Annotated in this window: 15 protein-coding genes; 8 read left to right on the top strand and 7 right to left on the bottom strand. The window is 38.4% G+C overall.

The genetic code is table 11. From position 1 onward, the window contains the following. Positions 1-39 precede the first annotated feature (39 nt). From BUC12_RS18160 to BUC12_RS18145, 4 genes are all read right to left on the bottom strand, one after another. A complete protein-coding gene (locus BUC12_RS18160) occupies positions 40-888 on the bottom strand; it encodes a hypothetical protein (protein ID WP_062185007.1) in 849 nt (282 codons plus the stop codon). Between the two features lie 43 nt (positions 889-931). Then, entirely contained in the window at positions 932-1,774 is an 843-nt protein-coding gene (locus tag BUC12_RS18155; RefSeq protein ID WP_062185003.1) for a hypothetical protein, read from the bottom strand. 14 nt (positions 1,775-1,788) lie between these two features. Beyond that, positions 1,789-2,607: a hypothetical protein gene (locus tag BUC12_RS18150; RefSeq protein WP_139262116.1), complete on the bottom strand. Its 819-nt coding sequence runs from the start codon at positions 2,605-2,607 to the stop codon at positions 1,789-1,791. Between the two features lie 736 nt (positions 2,608-3,343). Continuing rightward, positions 3,344-6,043 carry a cation-transporting P-type ATPase gene (locus BUC12_RS18145; protein WP_062184496.1) on the bottom strand — a complete coding sequence of 900 codons (2,700 nt, stop codon included), beginning with the start codon at positions 6,041-6,043 and terminating at the stop codon, positions 3,344-3,346. Between the two features lie 489 nt (positions 6,044-6,532). Between BUC12_RS18145 and BUC12_RS18140 the strand changes: the two genes are divergently transcribed. After that, complete coding sequence (locus BUC12_RS18140) at positions 6,533-7,678, top strand: sensor histidine kinase (protein WP_062184492.1); 1,146 nt, start codon at positions 6,533-6,535, stop codon at positions 7,676-7,678. 75 nt (positions 7,679-7,753) lie between these two features. On the opposite strand, the gene BUC12_RS18135 is transcribed toward BUC12_RS18140, so the two are convergent. Further along, the gene (locus BUC12_RS18135) at positions 7,754-8,362 is read right to left on the bottom strand and encodes an OmpH/Skp family outer membrane protein (RefSeq protein WP_062184489.1); all 609 of its coding nucleotides are present in this window, start codon (positions 8,360-8,362) and stop codon (positions 7,754-7,756) included. A gap of 393 nt (positions 8,363-8,755) precedes the next feature. On the opposite strand from BUC12_RS18135, the gene BUC12_RS18130 reads away from it, so the two are divergent. The 7 genes from BUC12_RS18130 to BUC12_RS18100 all read left to right on the top strand — a co-directional run bounded on the left by BUC12_RS18130 (position 8,756) and on the right by BUC12_RS18100 (position 17,582). After that, positions 8,756-10,216: an aminoacyl-histidine dipeptidase gene (locus BUC12_RS18130; protein ID WP_062184486.1), complete on the top strand. Its 1,461-nt coding sequence runs from the start codon at positions 8,756-8,758 to the stop codon at positions 10,214-10,216. Positions 10,217-10,345: 129 nt separating this feature from the next. Continuing rightward, complete coding sequence (locus BUC12_RS18125; RefSeq protein WP_062184483.1) at positions 10,346-11,077, top strand: DsbA family oxidoreductase; 732 nt, start codon at positions 10,346-10,348, stop codon at positions 11,075-11,077. A gap of 25 nt (positions 11,078-11,102) precedes the next feature. Further along, on the top strand, positions 11,103-12,563 hold the full coding sequence (locus tag BUC12_RS18120) for a choice-of-anchor Q domain-containing protein (protein ID WP_062184480.1): 1,461 nt from the start codon (positions 11,103-11,105) through the stop codon (positions 12,561-12,563). Between the two features lie 162 nt (positions 12,564-12,725). Beyond that, positions 12,726-13,160, top strand: coding sequence for a dCMP deaminase family protein (locus tag BUC12_RS18115; protein WP_062184477.1), 435 nt, complete (start codon positions 12,726-12,728; stop codon positions 13,158-13,160). Between the two features lie 34 nt (positions 13,161-13,194). Next, positions 13,195-14,844, top strand: coding sequence for a S41 family peptidase (locus BUC12_RS18110; protein WP_062184474.1), 1,650 nt, complete (start codon positions 13,195-13,197; stop codon positions 14,842-14,844). Positions 14,845-14,890: 46 nt separating this feature from the next. Further along, a complete protein-coding gene (locus BUC12_RS18105) occupies positions 14,891-15,451 on the top strand; it encodes a 5-formyltetrahydrofolate cyclo-ligase (protein WP_236689417.1) in 561 nt (186 codons plus the stop codon). A gap of 58 nt (positions 15,452-15,509) precedes the next feature. Beyond that, positions 15,510-17,582 (top strand): alpha-L-fucosidase, encoded by a 2,073-nt coding sequence (locus BUC12_RS18100; RefSeq protein ID WP_062184471.1) that lies wholly within the window; start codon positions 15,510-15,512, stop codon positions 17,580-17,582. Positions 17,583-17,640: 58 nt separating this feature from the next. On the opposite strand, the gene ispE is transcribed toward BUC12_RS18100, so the two are convergent. Together ispE and BUC12_RS18090 are read right to left on the bottom strand one after the other, a co-directional pair. Then, complete coding sequence (gene ispE / locus BUC12_RS18095; RefSeq protein ID WP_062184468.1) at positions 17,641-18,453, bottom strand: 4-(cytidine 5'-diphospho)-2-C-methyl-D-erythritol kinase; 813 nt, start codon at positions 18,451-18,453, stop codon at positions 17,641-17,643. 15 nt (positions 18,454-18,468) lie between these two features. Then, positions 18,469-19,365, bottom strand: a complete 897-nt coding sequence (locus tag BUC12_RS18090; protein WP_062184465.1) for a diaminopimelate dehydrogenase — start codon at positions 19,363-19,365, stop codon at positions 18,469-18,471. Positions 19,366-19,479 lie beyond the last annotated feature (114 nt).

Genomic DNA, 19,479 nt, shown 5'->3' with positions numbered 1-19,479 from the left:
CGGTTTTTTCGTATAGAGATATATCCGGACAATTTATGGCTAATCAATTTTTACTTTGAGAGCATATAAACTACATCCGGTGTCAAATTTTCCTACAGAATCGATATATCCGGACATTGAAGTCCCTACAGCCTGAGTTATATTTCCTACTGCCAGATAATAATTTTTGGAATTATCAGAGGTATTATTTATAACTATTTTAGCGTTAATGGTACTTGTAAGATAAGGAAATACGAGATTACCCCAATCGGAATGCCGATAACCGGCAGCTGTATCCAGAAAGATATCAGAAGATGCTGTAGATATACTTCCGGCTATATTGTTATCGGTAATAGTGATATGAAGCCACAGCCGGGCATTATAATCGATAGAAGGAATTGTAATACTGCTTCCATCTACCACTAAAGATATATTTAAGAGCCAGATACCTTTGTCGAGTGAAATATAAGTACCTGTGTTTATAAAGTTGCTTGTATTAACAGGGATACTTACTCCATTAGAGCTAAAAGTTCCGAATTTAGCAACTCCGGGTATAAGGTCTTTCCATAAAGTCTTTCCGTTAGAGTACATGAAAATCCTGTCTTTCTTTTCACTTCCGTCTGTTATCTTAATAAGAGGTTCCGGGCTATCACTGCTCTTTTTCTTGATATGTAGTTTGTACTGAGGGGAGATGGTTCCGATACCTACATTTCCGTTATCTGATATAACGATGTCATCATCATACCGGTTGCCGGAAGAACTGCTGCTATTGCCTAGAGGATCTATTTGCATTATCAGACCCGATGAAATAGTTTCTGTATTAATACCTATTTGAGCAAATAACGGGCATATATTTATTGTATACCACCAGATAAAAAGTATGGTTAAATTAATAATGTATTTATTCATAAAGAACAGAGTTGTAGTTTTATATTTGAGTAATGTATCTTAATTAGTTATCAGCCATTTTTATAGCTATAATTTGATTCTCGTGAGAGTCGGTTGATGGATAAGCAAACTTTGTGAGTATATCGGATGTTTCCAGATTGATATTCGATACAGGTCTTAATCCGAAGTAATAAGTAATATCTTTGTCTTCAGTATTTAAAATAATGCTATATCCTTCCATTATGCCATAAGATGCTGAGTGTCCGAATCCGGATACATACGAACCTGATACAACAGAGCCAGTCGAATAGTTTATGGTTTCGATTGTGCCATCTGTATATTGTGGTTTATCGGAGATGAAACCTGCTCTTATCCAAGCTCTTTTATCTCCGTCCGGCGATATACTGTTTACTGATAATTTCATTGTTATAGCTACTAACCATCGACCTTTAGGTAAAGTTATCCATCCGTTGGCATAAATAAAGGTTGGAGGTGAAGATGTCATAGTCGTTAAATAAGAAAATGGCAAATCACGTAATCCTCCATTCAGTTGTCCGTATATCAGAGGGATTGTTCCGGGATAAGTATCCCAACGAGCTACACCATTCTGGTCAGATAATAGCATTTTATCTTCGCCGGAAGATCCGGACTCTTCAGAGCCGTCATCGACACGAAAAGCCTCTTGACCCAAAGACGATTTGATGTCTAATCTGGTAATGGGTGATATATGTCCGATTGAAACATCACCATTGGTGTTAATAAATACATCATCTGTTGTTCCTGCTGTGTTATCCCCTCTGGAATCTATGTATAATGTACCACTAACAGGATTTTTTGTATTGATTCCTACTTGCCCGTATAGTGCAACATTTAGGAGAAATGTTATGATTGTTAATGCAAATTTCATATAATTATTGATTCTTAGTTATCGTTTGGTATAAGGAATGCAGACATGACATCCTCGGTCATTTGGGCAAAGTAAAGTCTGTTATTACCTGCTGCAGTTGGGATCAGAGAAACATCTCCAAGCATACCATAGTATGTTTTGGTTGCATTTGATGTGTTATTAACAATAATAGATCCCGATAATATACCGGATGCACCATAATGAGAGAAGAAGGATGTACGTGCAGTTAAATATTCTTCGATATCGGTTGATATATCAGAATCGGTCATCGGGTAATCATTTCCCAAATTTTTTTCGGTAAGGGTTACGTTGATTGAATACCGTCCTTTGTTACTATTTGTAGTTCTCATGTAAAATGTGAGCATTACAACCCAACGTCCCGGAGGTAATGAAATATATCCGCCTCCAATTAAAAAATATTGACCTTGTAATTCAGATAATAATTTATTATTAGCCGAAATTAGGGTTTTCCCGGTTTGGGCACTTTTTTCTACAATTGTAGACCACGTGGCAAGACCCGAATCATCGATACTTGTCAATGCTTTGTTTAGACCTTGATTTCCATCTTCAAGTTGAAACCCGGGAATAGGAGAGGTTGGGGTTCCTAATGTTTTGATATGAAACTTGGCTGTAGGAGTTATCGTTCCTATTCCAACGTCGCCATCGGTAGTTACTATTACATCATCCGTATACCCACTAGTACCACTTGCATTAGTATCCCCTTTTGGATCTATATGGAATACGCCCAAAGGGTTTTGCGTGTTTATTCCTACCTGTGCATTGGTTATTCCCAATGAGAATACTCCCATCAGTAAAAGAATCTTTTTTTTCATTGTCATTTAATTGAGTTGTTGTTTTTAGGGTTGGATACCCATTTGTTGTTTTTATGTAGAGTGATTGTTTTTTTATGTGGTTTTTACAGAGGAAGTGTTTTCCCCCTTTGTATCTTTGCGCCTTTGCGTTTAAAAGACTATCCGACAAATCTCGAAAATAAAGCAGCAAAGTGCACACACTGCACCCTGCTGCATGAATTAGTTGGCCAAAGCATAACCTGTTATCCGAAATAGTATTCGAACGACAACAAAACAACAATGATCCTACCGGACACAGCCTGCCCTGCCAACTTATTAGGAATTGGATATATACGACAAAGTGAACGGAGACATAAAAAAATGCCCCGTTATTTTGACACAATAAAACTTTTTGTTTAGTTAACGCCCTGTGATGCGTCTCTCTCTCTCTCTCTCTCTCTCTCTCTCTCTCTCTAATATTTCAGCACACAAAGACAAATCTAAACTGTTAAAATTTAGAAGATTGTTAATGCTTTTATGTGTGAAAATATCGGTCATTCCTTATTGGTAAAGGGTTGTTTGATGGGGCAAATATAGGGAATGTTTTTTTATTATGAACAAAAATTCGAATTATCTTCCCAATAACTATTTCTTTTATGTAAAGATCAGATTGACTCAGTGAAGTGAGAATTAACAGAATACAATTAGAGCTATAAGAATTCTTATAGCTCTAATTGTGTTCTAAAATGAACCTGAGTATATTAACTTTTAGCGTTGCTTATTTGTTTGTTATAGCATCGATTCTTCTCATGATAAACTTCTCAATTTCTACAATTATGAATATAGCAAATCCGAATACAAATGGATAAATCCAGAAATGCAGAGGTAATTGTACGGTACCGAATATATGATTCATAAATGGGATGTACGTAAGCGAAAGTTGCAGTAGTATCAAGAGTCCCGAAACTACAAAAACTGCCTTGTTTCCGAAGAAGTCATTGCTGAAAGCGGATTTACGTATACTCCGGCTATTAAAAAGATGGAACATCTGAGTGATAACAATAGTTTGTATTGTTATGGTTCTTACGATTTCTTCGTTTACTCCGTTGCCTAAGAGCCATAAGTTTAGCAGTAATGTACCACCTCCGATAAGAATAGATACGAATAGAATCCGCCAGATAAAATAGCCGTCTAACAGAGGTGTTTCCGGAGAACGTGGTGGCTGTTTCATAGTCTCCGGTTCGAGCTTCTCGAAAGCCAGAGCTAAAGATATAGTGACCGAAGTAACCATATTAACCCAAAGTATCTGGATAGGGGTAAGTGGCATCAATGTTCCGAATAAGATACTGGCGATAATCAAAAAGCTTTCGGCTCCGTTTGTGGGAAGGATAAATAAGATTGTTTTCTTAAGGTTATCGTACACCCTTCTTCCTTCTTCTACGGCGGCGGCTATTGTCGAAAAGTTATCGTCGGCCAATACCATTTCAGCAGCATCTTTGGTTACTTCTGTACCTTTTATTCCCATTGCAATTCCGACATCTGCTTTTTTCAATGCAGGAGCATCATTTACACCATCGCCAGTCATCGCGCATATTATATTGCGGGCTTGCAGAGCCTTTACTAAACGGAGTTTATGTTCGGGGCTGGTACGGGCAAATATATCGTATTCTACAGCAGCAGTTTCTAACTCTTCGTCAGTCATTTGCTCTATGGACTTGCCTTCTAAAGCATTAATCCCGTCGCCGATTCCCATTTCTAACCCGATTGATTTGGCCGTTTCTATATGGTCTCCGGTTATCATCTTCACTGTTATACCTGCCTGAGCACATTGTTTTATTGCTTCTATCGCCTCTTCTCTCGGTGGATCGATGATTCCGGCTAGTCCCAGAAATGTGATACCTTCATGAAGGTCTTCGTGATGCAGGTCTCTTTTATCTTTACTGACAATTTTATAGGCTCCCCCGATTACACGTTGACCTTTTCCGGCAAGTTCTGTTATTTTATTTTCCCACTTCTCCTGCTCGAATGGTTTTTCTCCGTCCAGAGTCAATTCTCTATTCGCCATATCCAAAAGGCGGTCCGGTGCTCCTTTTATGTATATAATGTTATTATTGTCGGCTTCTACTAATGTAGCCATATACTTATATTCAGAATCAAACGGGATAGTTGTTAGCCTGTCTGTTTCATGATGATCTACCGGTGCTTTTTCATATAGGGTAATAAGCGCTCCTTCAGTGGGATCACCTTTTATATACCAGTTATTATCGTCATCTTTTCCTAGTGAGGCTTCGTTACAGATGTAGAAGCAGCCGATAAGTTGGTCGAGTACAGGTTCTGATGAAAAATCAGCTTTCCGGTCAGTTTTCATTATATCTCCGGAAGGCGAGTAGCCGGTACCTGTTACAGAGAAGAGAGCATCGCTGGTAACAAGGCCTTTAACCGTCATTTCATTCTTGGTAAGAGTACCTGTTTTGTCCGAACAGATCACTGCTACAGACCCGAGTGTTTCTACAGATGGTAATGTTCGTACAATGGCTTTTCGGTTTGCCATATTTTGTACCCCTATCGCAAGTATGATTGATAATATGGCGGGCAGACCTTCGGGGATGGCGGCTATAGCCAGCCCGATAACGGACATAAGGAGTTCTCCGGTGTTGTAATTCCGGAAAAAATATCCGAAAGCAAAAACCAGTATGGCAATAAGAATAATAACAATGGATACACTCTTCCCGAAAGCCGTAGTTTGGCGCAGTAGAGGCGTTGTTATTTGCTTTACTTCCGACATCATCCGGTTTATTTTTCCTATTTCGGTATTTTGACCTGTAGCGACAACTATACCTAATCCGGTTCCTGCACTGACAGTGGTTGTCGAAAAAGCCATATTGCTTCTGTCTCCGAGAGGGGTCTCCGCCGGAATTTCGTTAATGCCTTTCTGCGAAGGCACCGACTCTCCGGTGAGGGCAGATTCTTCTATTCTCAGGTTATCGGCTTTTATGAGTCTTAAGTCAGCCGGAATCTTATCTCCGGGATGAAGCAGAACAAGGTCTCCAATAGCAAGATGTGAAGCTCCTATTTCGAGTCTTTTTCCGTCCCTTACGATTTGGGCTGTATGGGATAGCATTTTCTTGATATCTTCCAGAGCTTTTTCTGCCTTGTTTTCCTGAAAATATCCGATGGATGCGTTTACTATAGCAACAATGAGTATAACTATGGTGTCGACCCAGTGCCCTAAGAGGGCTGTAACAACAGCGGCTATAAGCAATATATAAATCAGTATGTCATTGAAGTGTTTGAAGAAGCGGACTAATTTACTTTCTTGTTTCTTTTCGGGAAGAACATTTTCTCCGTACTGCTCGAGCCGTTCACTTGCTATGTTTTCTGACAGGCCTTTTACAGCATTAGTATTCAATGTATTCAGAATCTCTTTTACTTCGAGCGAATGCCAGCTTTGGCTGGTAGCTATGGTCTCTTTTTGCATAATTTGGCTGGTTTTATATCTATAAAACAGAGTATAAAAGTTTATAATTAACCTGTGATTGATGTAGGTATTTCACTTTTTAACAATTGTATATTTAAAAAGTTTTCGGACTATATATATGTTTATGTTTTTTTATAAAGGTCGGAGGTGCTTGATTATTGCAGTATCAGAAGTGAAATATAATAGGGTATAAAAAAGAAAAGGTTGTCGTCACGACAACCAATCTTCATTGTTAACCTTAAAATCTAATACCATGAAAAACACATTGTAAAATTAGGCTATTCCGGAGATATAAACAAGCAAAAAGATCTGATTAATTGTTTTTTAACAGTAATGTGATACTTTTGTAATGTTTTAGGTTTTTCTAAACCTTTTCGATATATTTTCCTTTAAAAAGGATTAAATTTATATCCTCGCTAGGCTTGGCTAGGTAGATATAAATTGAATAATAGAACTAAAATATATAGATAAGGGTTCTAATAACAGCTTATGAGAATAATAGATAAAACTGTTCTTGCCAAATATATCTTTATTGCGGTTGCGGTTATTTTGGCCGTAAGTTTTCTGGTTATGTCTAACCGGATGTATAATGATATGGCGAAAGAAGAACGCCAGAAAATAGAGCTTTGGGCAAAAGCTGTACAGTTAGTAGCAACAGGCGAGGATAATACAGAATTGGATTTGACTCTGACTATATTATCCGGAAATAAGACTATTCCTGTAGTGTTATGCGATGAACACAATACAGTGCTGATGACAGCCAATATCGATATTCCGGATAACGACAGTGTTCATTTCCTGAAAAAGAAGATTGATTCGTTTAGGAAAAGCAATTCTCCTATAGTTATTCAGAATCCTAACTTTAAGCAAATTGTTTACTATGGAGATTCTTCTGTGTTAAAGAGATTACAGTATTTTCCATTTGTACAGATCGGAGTTCTGACGGTGTTTATTTGTGTATCATTTCTGGCATTACTGAGTACAAAGAACGCCGAGCAGAATAAAGTATGGGTTGGTCTCTCAAAGGAAACTGCTCATCAGTTAGGAACCCCTATATCATCAATGCTGGCTTGGGTTGAATACTTGAAGAGTCAGGCTACGGATATATCGGCTCTACAGGAAATGGAAAAAGATGTATCCCGGTTACAGGTGGTTGCCGATCGCTTTTCGAAAATAGGCTCGAAGCCTGCACCCGAAAACAAAGAGCTCTGCAAAGAGATACGTACATCTGTCGGTTATCTGCAAACACGCATATCGAAGAAAGTATTATTCGAATTTGATTTACCTGAAAAGCCTTTACATGTTATGATTAGCACAGCTTTGTTTAGTTGGGTTATCGAGAATCTGATAAAGAATGCTGTGGATGCTATGGAAGGACAAGGTACGATATATATAACAGTGACATCGAAGGGTAACATCGCTTATCTGGATATTACAGATACAGGAAAAGGGATGTCCAAGTCGATGTTCAAACAGGTATTTTCGCCGGGGTATACCACTAAGACCAGAGGGTGGGGGTTAGGATTATCTTTAGCTAAACGGATTATTAATGAATATCATAATGGCAAAATATACGTGAGGAATTCTGAAATAAGTGTAGGTACCACATTCCGGATAGAATTACCGATCGTTTGAGGGAATGATATTTGGACATAAAAAAAGAGTAATCTATATACAGATTACTCTTTTATATTTTATAAGACTACTCAATTAATTCTTAGGAGCAGCTGCATGTCTTTTATTTAATAATTCAACTACTTTATTCGTAATATCATATGAGTCTTTAGCATAAAGGATGTTATCCAGACCCGAATTACTGAAAATAATATGGTAGTTGGCAGTTTTATTGAATTCTTTGATACATGTTCTTACAGAGTCAGCTAACTGGTTGTTAACTTTCATTTGTTCCATAGTCAGTTCATTATCGAGACGAGATGCCATTTGTTCAAGGTCAGCTGTAAGTTTTTGTATGCGGCCGTATTCTTGTTCGGCTCTTTCCTGGCTCAAAAATGCATTATTCTGTAATTTTCTATTGAACTCTTGTTGCTCGTTTGCTACCTGTTTTTGCTTTTGAGAGATGGATGCTCTTGACGATTCGGTTTTCTTCATCAATGCATCGCTGGCTTCCTTTGCATAGTTATAATGGGTCAAGACGCTGTCTATATTGACATAAGCAATAGGTAATGACACTGTCGAATCATTTTCGAATTTCAGCGAAGGTGTGTCTGTAGTATCTTTTTTCGAAGTAAAGAAAAGGATAAAAAGGATAATGATAGCCACAGCTAAGACTCCATTTATCGCATAGGAAAGATTTTTCATAAAAATAATATTGATGACTAAAATAACTTTGCTATAAAAATTTATTTCTCAGACAAAAATAGAATCTATTTTTAAGATTTCACCATTTAATCGACGAATAAATAAATTTTTTCCTAAAATTAGCTGTTTTAGCAACTAAAAGTTAGTTTGGTGAACAAAGATAGTCGTTATACTTGATTTGCTATCTTGGCTTTTTATAAAAGATGTGAAAAAATTTGTCCACAGCCTTTATTTACCTACCTTTATATATAGGAACCGGCTTCAATATTAAGACTCGGTTTTTGTTATATGTATCTAAGGTGTGATAATAATGCGGCATCGGTTGGTTCGGTGCCGGTTATATATTATGCTTTTTTACTTTAGTATTTAATATAATAAATTAATATACAAACTATGACTATAAAAGAGTTGGAACCATCTATTGTATGGAAATATTTCTATGAAATAACTCAGGTGCCCAGGCCTTCAAAGAAAGAAGGAAAGATAATCGCTTATTTACTCGATTTTGCAAAAAAACATAATCTCGAAGTTAAAAAGGATGATGCGGGAAACGTATTGATAACTAAACCTGCCACAAAAGGGTATGAAAACCTGCCAACAGTTATTCTTCAGGGACATGTTGACATGGTTTGTGAGAAAAATAATGGAACTGAACACGATTTCGATAAAGACCCTATTGAGACATATGTAGACGGAGACTGGTTGAAAGCGAAAGGAACTACACTTGGTGCAGATAATGGGCTTGGTGTTGCAGCTTCGTTGGCTATTCTGGCATCTGACAATATAGAGCATGGAAAACTGGAGTGTTTATTTACTGTGGATGAAGAAACAGGATTAACCGGTGCTTATGCTCTTGGTAAAGACTTTCTGACAGGTGATATTCTGATTAATCTGGATACAGAAGAAGAGGGGGAACTTTATATCGGCTGTGCAGGAGGTAAAGGTACATTAGCTACATTTACTTATAAACAAGAAGAAGTACCTGTAAACCAGTTCTGGTTCAAGCTCGAAGTGAAAGGCTTGAATGGAGGGCACTCGGGTAGTGAGATTCATAAAGGGTTGGGTAATGCAAACAAGATATTAAATCGTTTTTTGTGGACATTATCCCGCAAAATACATATTTATCTGGCTGCCATTGATGGTGGAAACCTCCATAATGCAATTGCCCGTGAAGCATCTGCCATAGTTGGTATACCTGTGAGGGATAAAGATGAAGTAGTTGCTATGCTGAATGTATTTATTGCTCAGATTGAGGATGAATTGAAAGTTGTAGACCCGAATGTAAGAATAGAGATTGCCAGTACAGACCAACCCGAATTTGTATTCGATGACAAAACTACTTACGGGCTTATTAATGCTGTTTGTGCATGCCCTCATGGAGTATTGGCTATGAGTCAGGATATTCCCGGATTAGTAGAAGCTTCTACTAATTTGGCTTCGGTAAAAATGAAAGAAAATAACACCATTGTCATCGGTACCAGTCAACGCAGTTCGACAGAATCTCTTAAAAACTATGCAGCTAATATGGTGAATGCAGTATTTACTTTAGGAGGAGCAACAGTGGTGCATGGCGAAGGTTATCCCGGATGGAAGCCTAATCCAAATTCTTCAATATTAGAGGTTTCGAAACAATCATATAAGAAATTATATAATGTAGAGCCTGAAGTCAAAGCTATTCATGCGGGATTAGAGTGCGGGTTGTTCCTCGAAAAATATCCTCATTTGGATATGGTTTCGTGTGGTCCCACTATTACTGATGCCCATTCGCCGGCCGAACAGGTAAATATACCTTCGGTAGCTAAATGGTGGCCATTCTTGCTGGATGTACTGAAAAGTATTCCTGCAAAGAAATAAGTTGCTGTCTTGAATTATTAAGAGACAGTAAGTGTTTGATGGCGTGTTTTGGAGTTATGGCAACTTATTGCTGTTATAGCTGTTAAAAACAATAAATAGACTTGAGTCCTTAACATTAAAATTTAGGTTATGGAAAAAATGAAAATAGAAATATGGTCGGACATTGCCTGTCCATATTGTTACGTCGGAAAGCGTAAATTGGAAAATGCATTGGGTAAATTCCCTCATGCTGATGAAATAGAGATCGAGTGGCATAGCTATGAACTAAATCCGGCTTTACCTAAAAAAGCAGAAAAGCAGTCTTACTACAGTTATTTTGCCAAGTTGCATGGTTATACGGAAGACGATGCAAAAGATGATTTGAAAGATGTAATTAGTTTAGCTAAAAGCGTAGGTCTGGAATATAATTATGACAGGTTGATTGCGGCGAATACATCAGATGCTTTGCGATTGGTGAAACTTGCTAAGAGATATAAGCTGGCTGATCAGACGGAAGAAGTACTTTTCAGGGCATATTTCACTGATGGGGAAGATATAAGCGACCGCGAAACTCTGCTTCGTTTAGGAAAAGAAGTAGGTCTTCCTGAAAATGAAATCGAAGCTTTGTTAGATGGAGACGAATTCCTGTCTGAAATAGAGAAAGATATACGTCATAGCGAAGATGATTTAGACCTTGAATATGTACCATTTTACTTGTTCAATAATAAAGATGTGATTCAGGGCTCGTTAGCAGATGAAGAATATCTGGCTGTTCTGGATAAAGCTTATCAGGATTGGAAAGCTAATGGTGTATCGTCAGAGAAAGGCGACCGCCACAAAGGCAGAGCTTGTTCTGCCGATGGTGTTTGCAGTCTTGATTAACAAATTAAAGTAACTCAGAGATTAGATGAAGGCAGCTTCCTATATATTGATACTTGTTGTTTCCTTATCGATGCTTTTTGCCTGTGATAATGATGATAAGTTTACGAGCGATAGTAATATCCGTCTTAGTTTTTCATCGGATACAGTTCGTTTCGATACTGTTTTTACAGGATTTGGAACAGCTACAAAAAGATTGAAAATCTATAATAAGGATAAAAAAGCGGTTACTATAGACAATATTGAACTGATGAATGCTGCAAAAACAGGATTCAGAATAAATGTTGATGGAGTAAGTGGAGATAATATAAGTAATGTCGACATTTTAGGTAAGGACAGCATTTATGTATTTGTAGAAGTTACCGTTGATCCTTTAAATCAGAATAGCCCTCTGTTGATAGCTGATTCTATTCGTATGAGGTTTAACGGGGTCACTCAATATGTAAGGCTCGAAGCAATAGGGCAGGACGTTGTTTTCTGGAAAGCTCATAAAATAACAGAAAACACTACTCTTTCTTCGGATAAGCCTTATCTGATTTATGATTCGCTGCGTGTAGAAAAAGGTGTAAAACTAACAATCGATAAGAATGCAATATTGTATTTTCATAATAATGCCAGATTGTCTGTACAGGGTACCCTAGATGCCCGTGGCACAGTCACCGAACCGATAGTATTCAGAGGCGACCGTACCGATAATATGATTGAATCACCTGTATTACCCTATGACAGGGTTCCCGGTCAATGGGGAGGTGTTCATATAGCTTCGGATAGTTATGATAATGTATTTGAGAATGTGCGTATCCGGAATGGTATATATGGGATTGTCTTTTATCCTTCAGATACTATCAGGCAGAAAGCTACTTTATTCAATACAATAGTGCAGAATACAACGAAAGAAGGTTTATGGGCTGTTAATGCGAAAATATCGGCTAAAAATTCATTATTTGCTAATTCGGCGACCAATGCTGTTAAGTTGTTAGGCGGAAGTTATGAGTTTATACATTGTACAGTAGCTAATTATATGTATGGTGCATTCATTTCGCTGAGGCAACCGGCAATGGTAATAGGGAATTCGGGAACCGATATGTATGGCAACTCGATAACTGCGCCTTTAGGGAAATGTTTGGTAGCTAATACGATCATATCGGGTAGTTTAGCTGATAATAACTTGACATTCGAGCAAAAAGAGAATGTTGCATTTGAGCATCTTTTTGTAAATTGTTTGTTGAAAGTGAAAGGGACAGACGATGTTGATTTTGTAAATACAATATGGAATATGGATCCTGTGTTCAAATTCATATATTCGTCTGAAACTGCAGCTGATAACCCGGATAAAGTATATTATTTCAATTATGAACTGACGAGTCAGTCTCCGGCTATAAATTTTGCATCCAGAGTATATTCTGCCGGATTACCGGAGGATATACGAGGTGTTTCGCGTAGAAGTGACGATGGACCTGATATAGGTTGTTACGAGTGGGTTCAGTGAATACTCTGTGTAAGATTCGAGAAGACTTATAGCAAAAGGGTTTCGGTATTCCGAAACTCTTTTGTATTTTTGAGAATAACATCTGCCTGATATATAGCAGAAGTAAAGTTTTATTGCTTATTTTTGTATCTTATACCAAAATAGACAAACGATTGATTATAAATGGAGACAGAGAAGCAGCGTTTACTTGATATGAGGTATCTTCGCATGGCGATGATTTGGGCTGAAAATTCATATTGTAAAAGGCGTAAAGTAGGCGCTCTGATCATTAAAGATAAAATGATCATTTCTGATGGGTATAACGGAACGCCTGTAGGCTTCGAAAATATTTGTGAAGACGAAAATAACTTAACAAAACCTTACGTACTTCATGCTGAGGCTAATGCGATAACTAAGGTCGCTTGCTCTCACAACAGTAGTATGGGAGCTACCATGTATGCTACAACATCGCCTTGTATTGAGTGTGCAAAACTTATTATTCAGGCGGGTATCAGAAGGGTTGTTTATTGTGATCGTTATCATAATATGGATGGTTGCGATTTGCTCGAAAGGGCGGGGATCGAGACCGTATTTATTACATTAGAGGTAAATGAATAAAACAGACATACTATATAATTAATAATTGATTTCAATGAGATCATATTCTAATAAAAAGAGATATTTCGTTTGGTTACCATTGTGGATTGCATTAGGGATAGTGCTTGGTATATTTATCGGAAGTAGATTTGCGGCATTTCAGTCTACTAAAAGCCTGTTCCGTGGAGGAAGCAAAATAGACGCTATCCTGCAATATGTCAATGAAGCATATGTTGACAGTGTAAACACTCAGGAGTTAATTGAAAAGGCTTTACCTGGTTTGATCGCCGAACTAGATCCTCACTCGACTTATTTTTCGGCTAAAGACATGGAATTGGTCGGAGACGAGCTCGAAGGTCATTTCAGTGGTATAGGGGTACAGTTTGTCTTGAGAAATGATACTATAACTGTTGTAACCGTAATACAGGGAGGCCCATCGCAAGCTGCCGGAATTCTTCCAGGCGACCGCATCGTTAATGTAAACGATAGCTTGTTTGCCGGTAAAGAAATGACCAATGAAAAGGTAATGCGAAGCCTTCGTGGTCCGAAAGGGTCAGACGTGAAATTAGGAATTAAGCGTTTTGGTAAATCCGAGCTTGTGAATATAACTGTCACTCGTGGAGATATACCTGTCAATACAGTAGATATAGCTTATCAGCCGGTTCCTAAAATAGGACTTATCAAGGTGAACAAGTTTGGTAATACAACTGTGAAAGAGTTTATAACTGCCATATCTAAATTGAAAAGTCAGGGAACCAATTCTTTCATAGTGGATCTTCGTCAGAATACGGGAGGATCGTTAGCTGCTGCCATACAAATGGTGAATGAGTTTCTGGGTAAAGGACAGTTGATCGTCTATACCGAAGGACGTGCATATCCCCGGGAAGATGCTTTGGCTGATGGTTCAGGAACAACCAAGACAGATCAACTGGTAGTACTTATCGACGAAGGTAGTGCTTCGGCGAGTGAAGTATTTGCCGGAGCGATACAGGACAATGACAGAGGACTGATCATCGGTCGCCGTTCGTTCGGAAAAGGATTGGTACAAAATCAACAGGTATTTAAAGATGGATCGGCACTTCGTTTAACTATAGCCCGTTATCATACACCTTCGGGACGTTGTGTTCAGAAGCCTTATGAATTGGGTAAGTCGTCTGACTACAATCAGGATTTAATGAACAGGTATCTGCGTGGTGAATTTGATTCACAAGATAGTATCAAGCAGGCAGGCGAGCCTTTATTCCATACAGTGGCGGGTCGTCCGGTTTATGGAAACGGAGGTATTATGCCCGATATATTTATACCTCGCGATACTATTGGTGTAAATTCATATTATATTTCGGTAGCCAATAACGGTTTGATATACGAAAGTGCATTCTTGTATACTGATAAGAATCGCCAGCGTTTAGAATCATTTAAAACATGGGAAGAGCTGGATGCTTATCTGTCGTATCAACCATTGGTGCAGAATCTGGTGAGTCTGGCAGAAAATAAAGGAATTCGTAACAGACCTTATTTGGTAAGCGAATCACGTAGTTTATTGATGATCCAGTTAAAAGCCAATATTGTACGTAATATCTTTGGTGACGAAGGCTTTTACTCCATTATACTGAAAGACGATATAGTTCTTAAGAAGGCAATAGAACTGATGCAGGCGGGTAAGGCTCAGCCGGGTATGATAAGGTCGGGAGGATACAAGAAATAATAGTGGCGATGCAGTATTTTCATTGTCCATATAAATTATAGAAAGATTGAAAAAAGGAATTGATCCTGTAAAGGATAAATTGAGACAAGAAATAGCTTCTAAGAAACAAGAATATCAACAGAAAGATCTCCTCCGTATGTCGGAGGAGGTTTTTTCGGTATTAGAGATAACCGGTTCTTTTAGGGATGCCTCTACTGTTTTTATATATAATTCGATGCCAGATGAGGTTGCTACAGGGGCTTTCATAGAAAAATGGATAGAGGAGAAGGATTTTTATTATCCTGCTGTCGTGAATGACAATCTGGTATTCAGAAAAGTTATAAAAGATACTATTTATACGAAAAGTAAAATAGGAGTGTTCGAGCCACAGGGAGAAGACTTTACAGATTATAGAAAAGTAGATATGGTAATAGTTCCCGGGATAGCTTTTGATCGGAAAGGTAATCGCTTGGGAAGGGGAAAGGGATATTACGATCGTTTCCTTAGTCAGATTAGGGCTCCAAAAGTAGGAGTCTGTTTTGATTTTCAATTGTTAGACCAGATACCGGTTGCCGGACATGATGTTAAGATGGATGTTATTGTATCCGAGAATGATCTGATCTGGTAAACTACTTGTTATCCGGAGAAAGATTATTCTTTTGTAACCTTATATTCCTTTTGGTTGAATGAAATACCTGTCAATATTACGAACTCTGATATTATCTCTCTTTATTGCAGGAGGGATGCTTGGATGTGGTAATATTTCAGATGTTCCTCCCCGTCCTTATGGGCCTGTTCCTACAGTAGAACAATTGGCATGGCAAAAAATGGAGTATTATATGCTTATTCATTTTGGGCCCAATACATTCACTGATCAGGAATGGGGTACAGGTAAGGAGAACCCGTCGGTATTTAATCCTGTCAGTATCGATTGTCGGCAGTGGGCTGCTACTGCTAAAGCTGCCGGAATGAAAGGAATTATTATAACAGCAAAGCATCACGATGGTTTTTGTCTGTGGCCAAGTAATTTTAGCAAACATACAGTCCGGGAGTCTTTATGGAAGAACGGTAAAGGTGATGTTTTGCGGGAATTGGCTGAGGCATGCCGCGAATATGATTTGAAATTCGGAATCTACTTATCTGCTTGGGACAGAAATCATCCGGCATACGGAACTGCCGAATACAATCAGGTTTTCGCCGGAACTTTAACAGAAGTGCTTAGCAATTACGGTACTGTTTTTGAACAGTGGATTAACGGTGCTAATGGCGAGGGGCCTAAGGGTAAATTGCAGCTATACGATTGGAATCTTTTCCTGAAAGTAGTGAATCGTAATCAACCAGCGGCTATTATAACAAGTGATATAGGGCCGGGTGCACGTTGGGTCGGAAATGTGGATGGAATAGCCGGTGACACAAATTGGTCTAAACTGAATACTTCCGGATTTGGATGGGGGGATGCAGATGCTCCTCCGGCTGATACTTTAAGCAGAGGAAATATTAACGGAGAGGTATGGATTCCCTCAGAAGCAAATGTATCTATTCGTCCGGGATGGTTTTATAGTCCGTCGACAGATGATAAGTTGAAGTCGTTAAATCAATTAATGAATATATATTATACATCTATCGGACGTAATTCAAATCTTTTGTTGAATGTGCCTCCGGATAGGACAGGACGTATTTCACGGAACGATTCGATCCGTTTGATGGAGTTCAGAAAAAGCCTTGACCAGTTATTTGAAGAAGACTTAATACAAGGGGCAAAAATTACAGCTTCGCAAGTCAGAGGTAACTCGGAGCGTTTTTCGGAGTTGAATTTATTAGATGCCAATTACGATAGTTACTGGGCTACGGATGATACTATAACCGCCGCTACTATAGACATTACTTTTCGCCGCGAGAAAACGTTTAACAGAATATTATTGCAGGAGTATATTCCTTTAGGGCAGAGAGTTTCCCGCTTTGATGTCGAATATATGGATGAAGATGAATGGAAGCCTTTGGTCTCGGGTACTACGATAGGGTATAAACGCATGTTGCGGTTCCATATGATTAGTACAAAGCAGCTGCGCGTTCATATAAGGGAATCCCTGGCTAGTCCGGTACTTAATAAATTGGCATTGTTTGCTGCAAAAGAAAGTATCAGTGATCCCCGCATATCGAGGGATAAGTATGGGAATGTGAGCATAGAATGTGAGACTCCCGATCCTTTGATATATTATACGACTAACGGTAGCAAGCCTAACGAGAAATCACAGATATATAAAGAATCTTTTCCATTGCCTAAAGGAGGGCGTGTGAGGGCTATTGCCATGGTAGAGAAGGGCACAGGCAAGAGTAAAGTTATTTCTGAAAAATATGATATTGCTCCATCCTTATGGACAGTTGTATCCCCTTCGTCAGAAGAAATGTCTAAAATAATAGATGGAGATAATACTACTTATGCTGATATTTATAAAAATCATACCGTTTCGGTAGACTTGGGTGAGGAGTTGAGCCTGAGAGGCTTTTCGTATACTCCATCCGGAGAAGAGAGTGCCGGTAATATTTTCAGATATAATTTGTATACGAGTCTGGATGGGCGAACATGGACAAAGGTTATAGATAATGCATCGTTTCCTAATATGCGGACAAAACCGGCTAGGCAGAATGTAATGTTTGCTCGTATGGTGAAAGCCCGTTATATAAAGATTATGAATCTTGAAGCGGTGAAACGTGGACCGAAATATACGATAGCGGAACTTGGTGTTATCACGAAATAAAGAGAGGGAGTTTAATACAACTCCCTCTTTCTCTTCATCTTTATAGAAAGGGTTTCTTTTATTCCTGTTCCCAAACGAAACATCCGTCGAAATGGTGTTTCAGATCAGTTTTCTTATTGAATATTCCATAAACAGAAGATCCGCTTCCTGACATGGATGCATATACTGCTCCCAATGCATAAAGCTTCTGCTTAATGTGCTCTATCATAGGGTATTTTGGAAATATACTTTTTTCGAAATCATTTACCATCAGATTCTTCCAGTTTTCAATAGGGTGCTTGATTATCTCTTTTAATGACATATCAGGCTGTTTAGGCTCTATTGAAGCAAAAGCATCTTTTGTTGAAACAAATATTTCGGGTTTTACCAGAATCAAATAATAGTTTTCGAAAGAAACTTCTACTTCTTCCAGCTTTTCCCCGATTCCGGTGGCAAACATGGGTTTATTATATATAAAGAATGGACAATCTGCTCCTAACTGAGAAGCCATTCCTGCTAATTCATTGGATGAAGCACCCAGCGAATATTTGCTGTTGATCAGTTTCAACATGAAAGCGGCATCGGAAGAACCTCCGCCTATACCTGCTCCGAATGGAATTTGTTTCAGCAAATGTACTTCAACAGGAGGTATTGAATAATGAGAGCGAATAAGGTGCAGAGCCTTCATCACCAGATTATTTTCAGCTGTAGTTCCTGTTTTTATACCGGATTCCACAAAAATATCTTTTTCTAAATTAGGCGTCTCAATTATTTCAAGAGCATCTTTTATCATTATCGGATAAAAAACAGTTTCGAGATTATGATACCCGTCATCTCTTTTCGAAACAATATTCAGGCCTAGATTGATCTTTGCATTGGGAAAGCAAATCATCGCGAGATTATTAGTTTATACAAGTTTCTTTATTAAAGCTTCTTTATCTCCGTAAATATAGTCAATAATAGGAATTTCTATCATAGTATATGCTCCCGGATTTTGGCGAAGCGAAGCCCGGGCTGAGGCTACTAATACCTGAGCGGTAAGAGCCGGATTATTAATCTTCATATCAAATTCGAGAAGTTGGTTTTGTGTAACGCCCGATACTCCTTTACGAACCATATTCACTCCGTGTCCCATATCTTTCAGGCTATCTACAGATTCGACCTGAGTAACATGGGTTTCGTCGTGAGCGAAATAATCATCGGTTTTGATCGCTTTCGCTACATCTTCAAATTTATGGCCGTCTTCGATTTCTACATATACCATCCGGCGGTGTATACTTGTCCCTAGTGGAATTGTCATAGATAGGGCGGCTTTTACTCCTTTTATAGCCTTTACAGCTACAGTATGCCCCATGCTCATACCCGGTCCGAAGTTTGTATATGTAATTCCTTTAGGTGCCATAAATTCGAACATAGAGCGGATCATAGAGTCGGTTCCCGGATCCCATCCTGCCGAGATAACTGAAACTGTTTTATGTTCTTTAGCTACTTTATCAAGATTACTGCGCAGGTTTACAATTCCTCCGTGTATATCGTAGCTGTCAACAGTGTTAATACCTAATGAAAGGCACTCTTTTGCATATTCTTCTACACTGCGGGTTGGTGTGCAGAGAATAGCTACATCCACGTCTTTTAATTCTTTTACAGAAGCTACCACTTTATAGTTTTTCAGTTCAGACGGTATATCACCGGGGTTACGCCTTACTATACCTGCGACAGTAAAGTCCGGTGAAGCTAAAATTGCATCTAATACATATTTACCTATATTGCCATAACCGACAATAGCTGCATTTATCTTTTTCATATTGAGTTTATTTTAATTATTATAGGATATACAATATTGATAATAATTAGTGATTGCTATTTCTTCGGTCTGTCGAAAAAGTACAATAAATCAACAATCCAGCAATTAGCATTT

It is taken from the genome of Indolivaga macrotermitis (genome assembly GCF_900128985.1).
GTDB classification, from domain to species: domain Bacteria; phylum Bacteroidota; class Bacteroidia; order Bacteroidales; family Dysgonomonadaceae; genus Dysgonomonas_A; species Dysgonomonas_A macrotermitis.
This window is presented reverse-complemented; position numbering and strand designations above follow the sequence as displayed.

What these genes read in the sequence shown, in the direction of transcription:
- BUC12_RS18090 (WP_062184465.1), bottom strand. Translation starts at nt 19,365, where the DNA reads ATGAAAAAGATAAATGCAGCTATTGTCGGTTATGGCAATATAGGTAAA.
- BUC12_RS18145 (WP_062184496.1), bottom strand. Translation starts at nt 6,043, where the DNA reads ATGCAAAAAGAGACCATAGCTACCAGCCAAAGCTGGCATTCGCTCGAA.
- BUC12_RS18110 (WP_062184474.1), top strand. Translation starts at nt 13,195, where the DNA reads ATGAGATCATATTCTAATAAAAAGAGATATTTCGTTTGGTTACCATTG.
- BUC12_RS18115 (WP_062184477.1), top strand. Translation starts at nt 12,726, where the DNA reads ATGGAGACAGAGAAGCAGCGTTTACTTGATATGAGGTATCTTCGCATG.
- BUC12_RS18130 (WP_062184486.1), top strand. Translation starts at nt 8,756, where the DNA reads ATGACTATAAAAGAGTTGGAACCATCTATTGTATGGAAATATTTCTAT.
- BUC12_RS18150 (WP_139262116.1), bottom strand. Translation starts at nt 2,607, where the DNA reads ATGAAAAAAAAGATTCTTTTACTGATGGGAGTATTCTCATTGGGAATA.
- BUC12_RS18125 (WP_062184483.1), top strand. Translation starts at nt 10,346, where the DNA reads ATGGAAAAAATGAAAATAGAAATATGGTCGGACATTGCCTGTCCATAT.
- ispE (WP_062184468.1), bottom strand. Translation starts at nt 18,453, where the DNA reads ATGATTTGCTTTCCCAATGCAAAGATCAATCTAGGCCTGAATATTGTT.
- BUC12_RS18135 (WP_062184489.1), bottom strand. Translation starts at nt 8,362, where the DNA reads ATGAAAAATCTTTCCTATGCGATAAATGGAGTCTTAGCTGTGGCTATC.
- BUC12_RS18155 (WP_062185003.1), bottom strand. Translation starts at nt 1,774, where the DNA reads ATGAAATTTGCATTAACAATCATAACATTTCTCCTAAATGTTGCACTA.
- BUC12_RS18120 (WP_062184480.1), top strand. Translation starts at nt 11,103, where the DNA reads ATGAAGGCAGCTTCCTATATATTGATACTTGTTGTTTCCTTATCGATG.
- BUC12_RS18140 (WP_062184492.1), top strand. Translation starts at nt 6,533, where the DNA reads ATGAGAATAATAGATAAAACTGTTCTTGCCAAATATATCTTTATTGCG.
- BUC12_RS18160 (WP_062185007.1), bottom strand. Translation starts at nt 888, where the DNA reads ATGAATAAATACATTATTAATTTAACCATACTTTTTATCTGGTGGTAT.
- BUC12_RS18100 (WP_062184471.1), top strand. Translation starts at nt 15,510, where the DNA reads ATGAAATACCTGTCAATATTACGAACTCTGATATTATCTCTCTTTATT.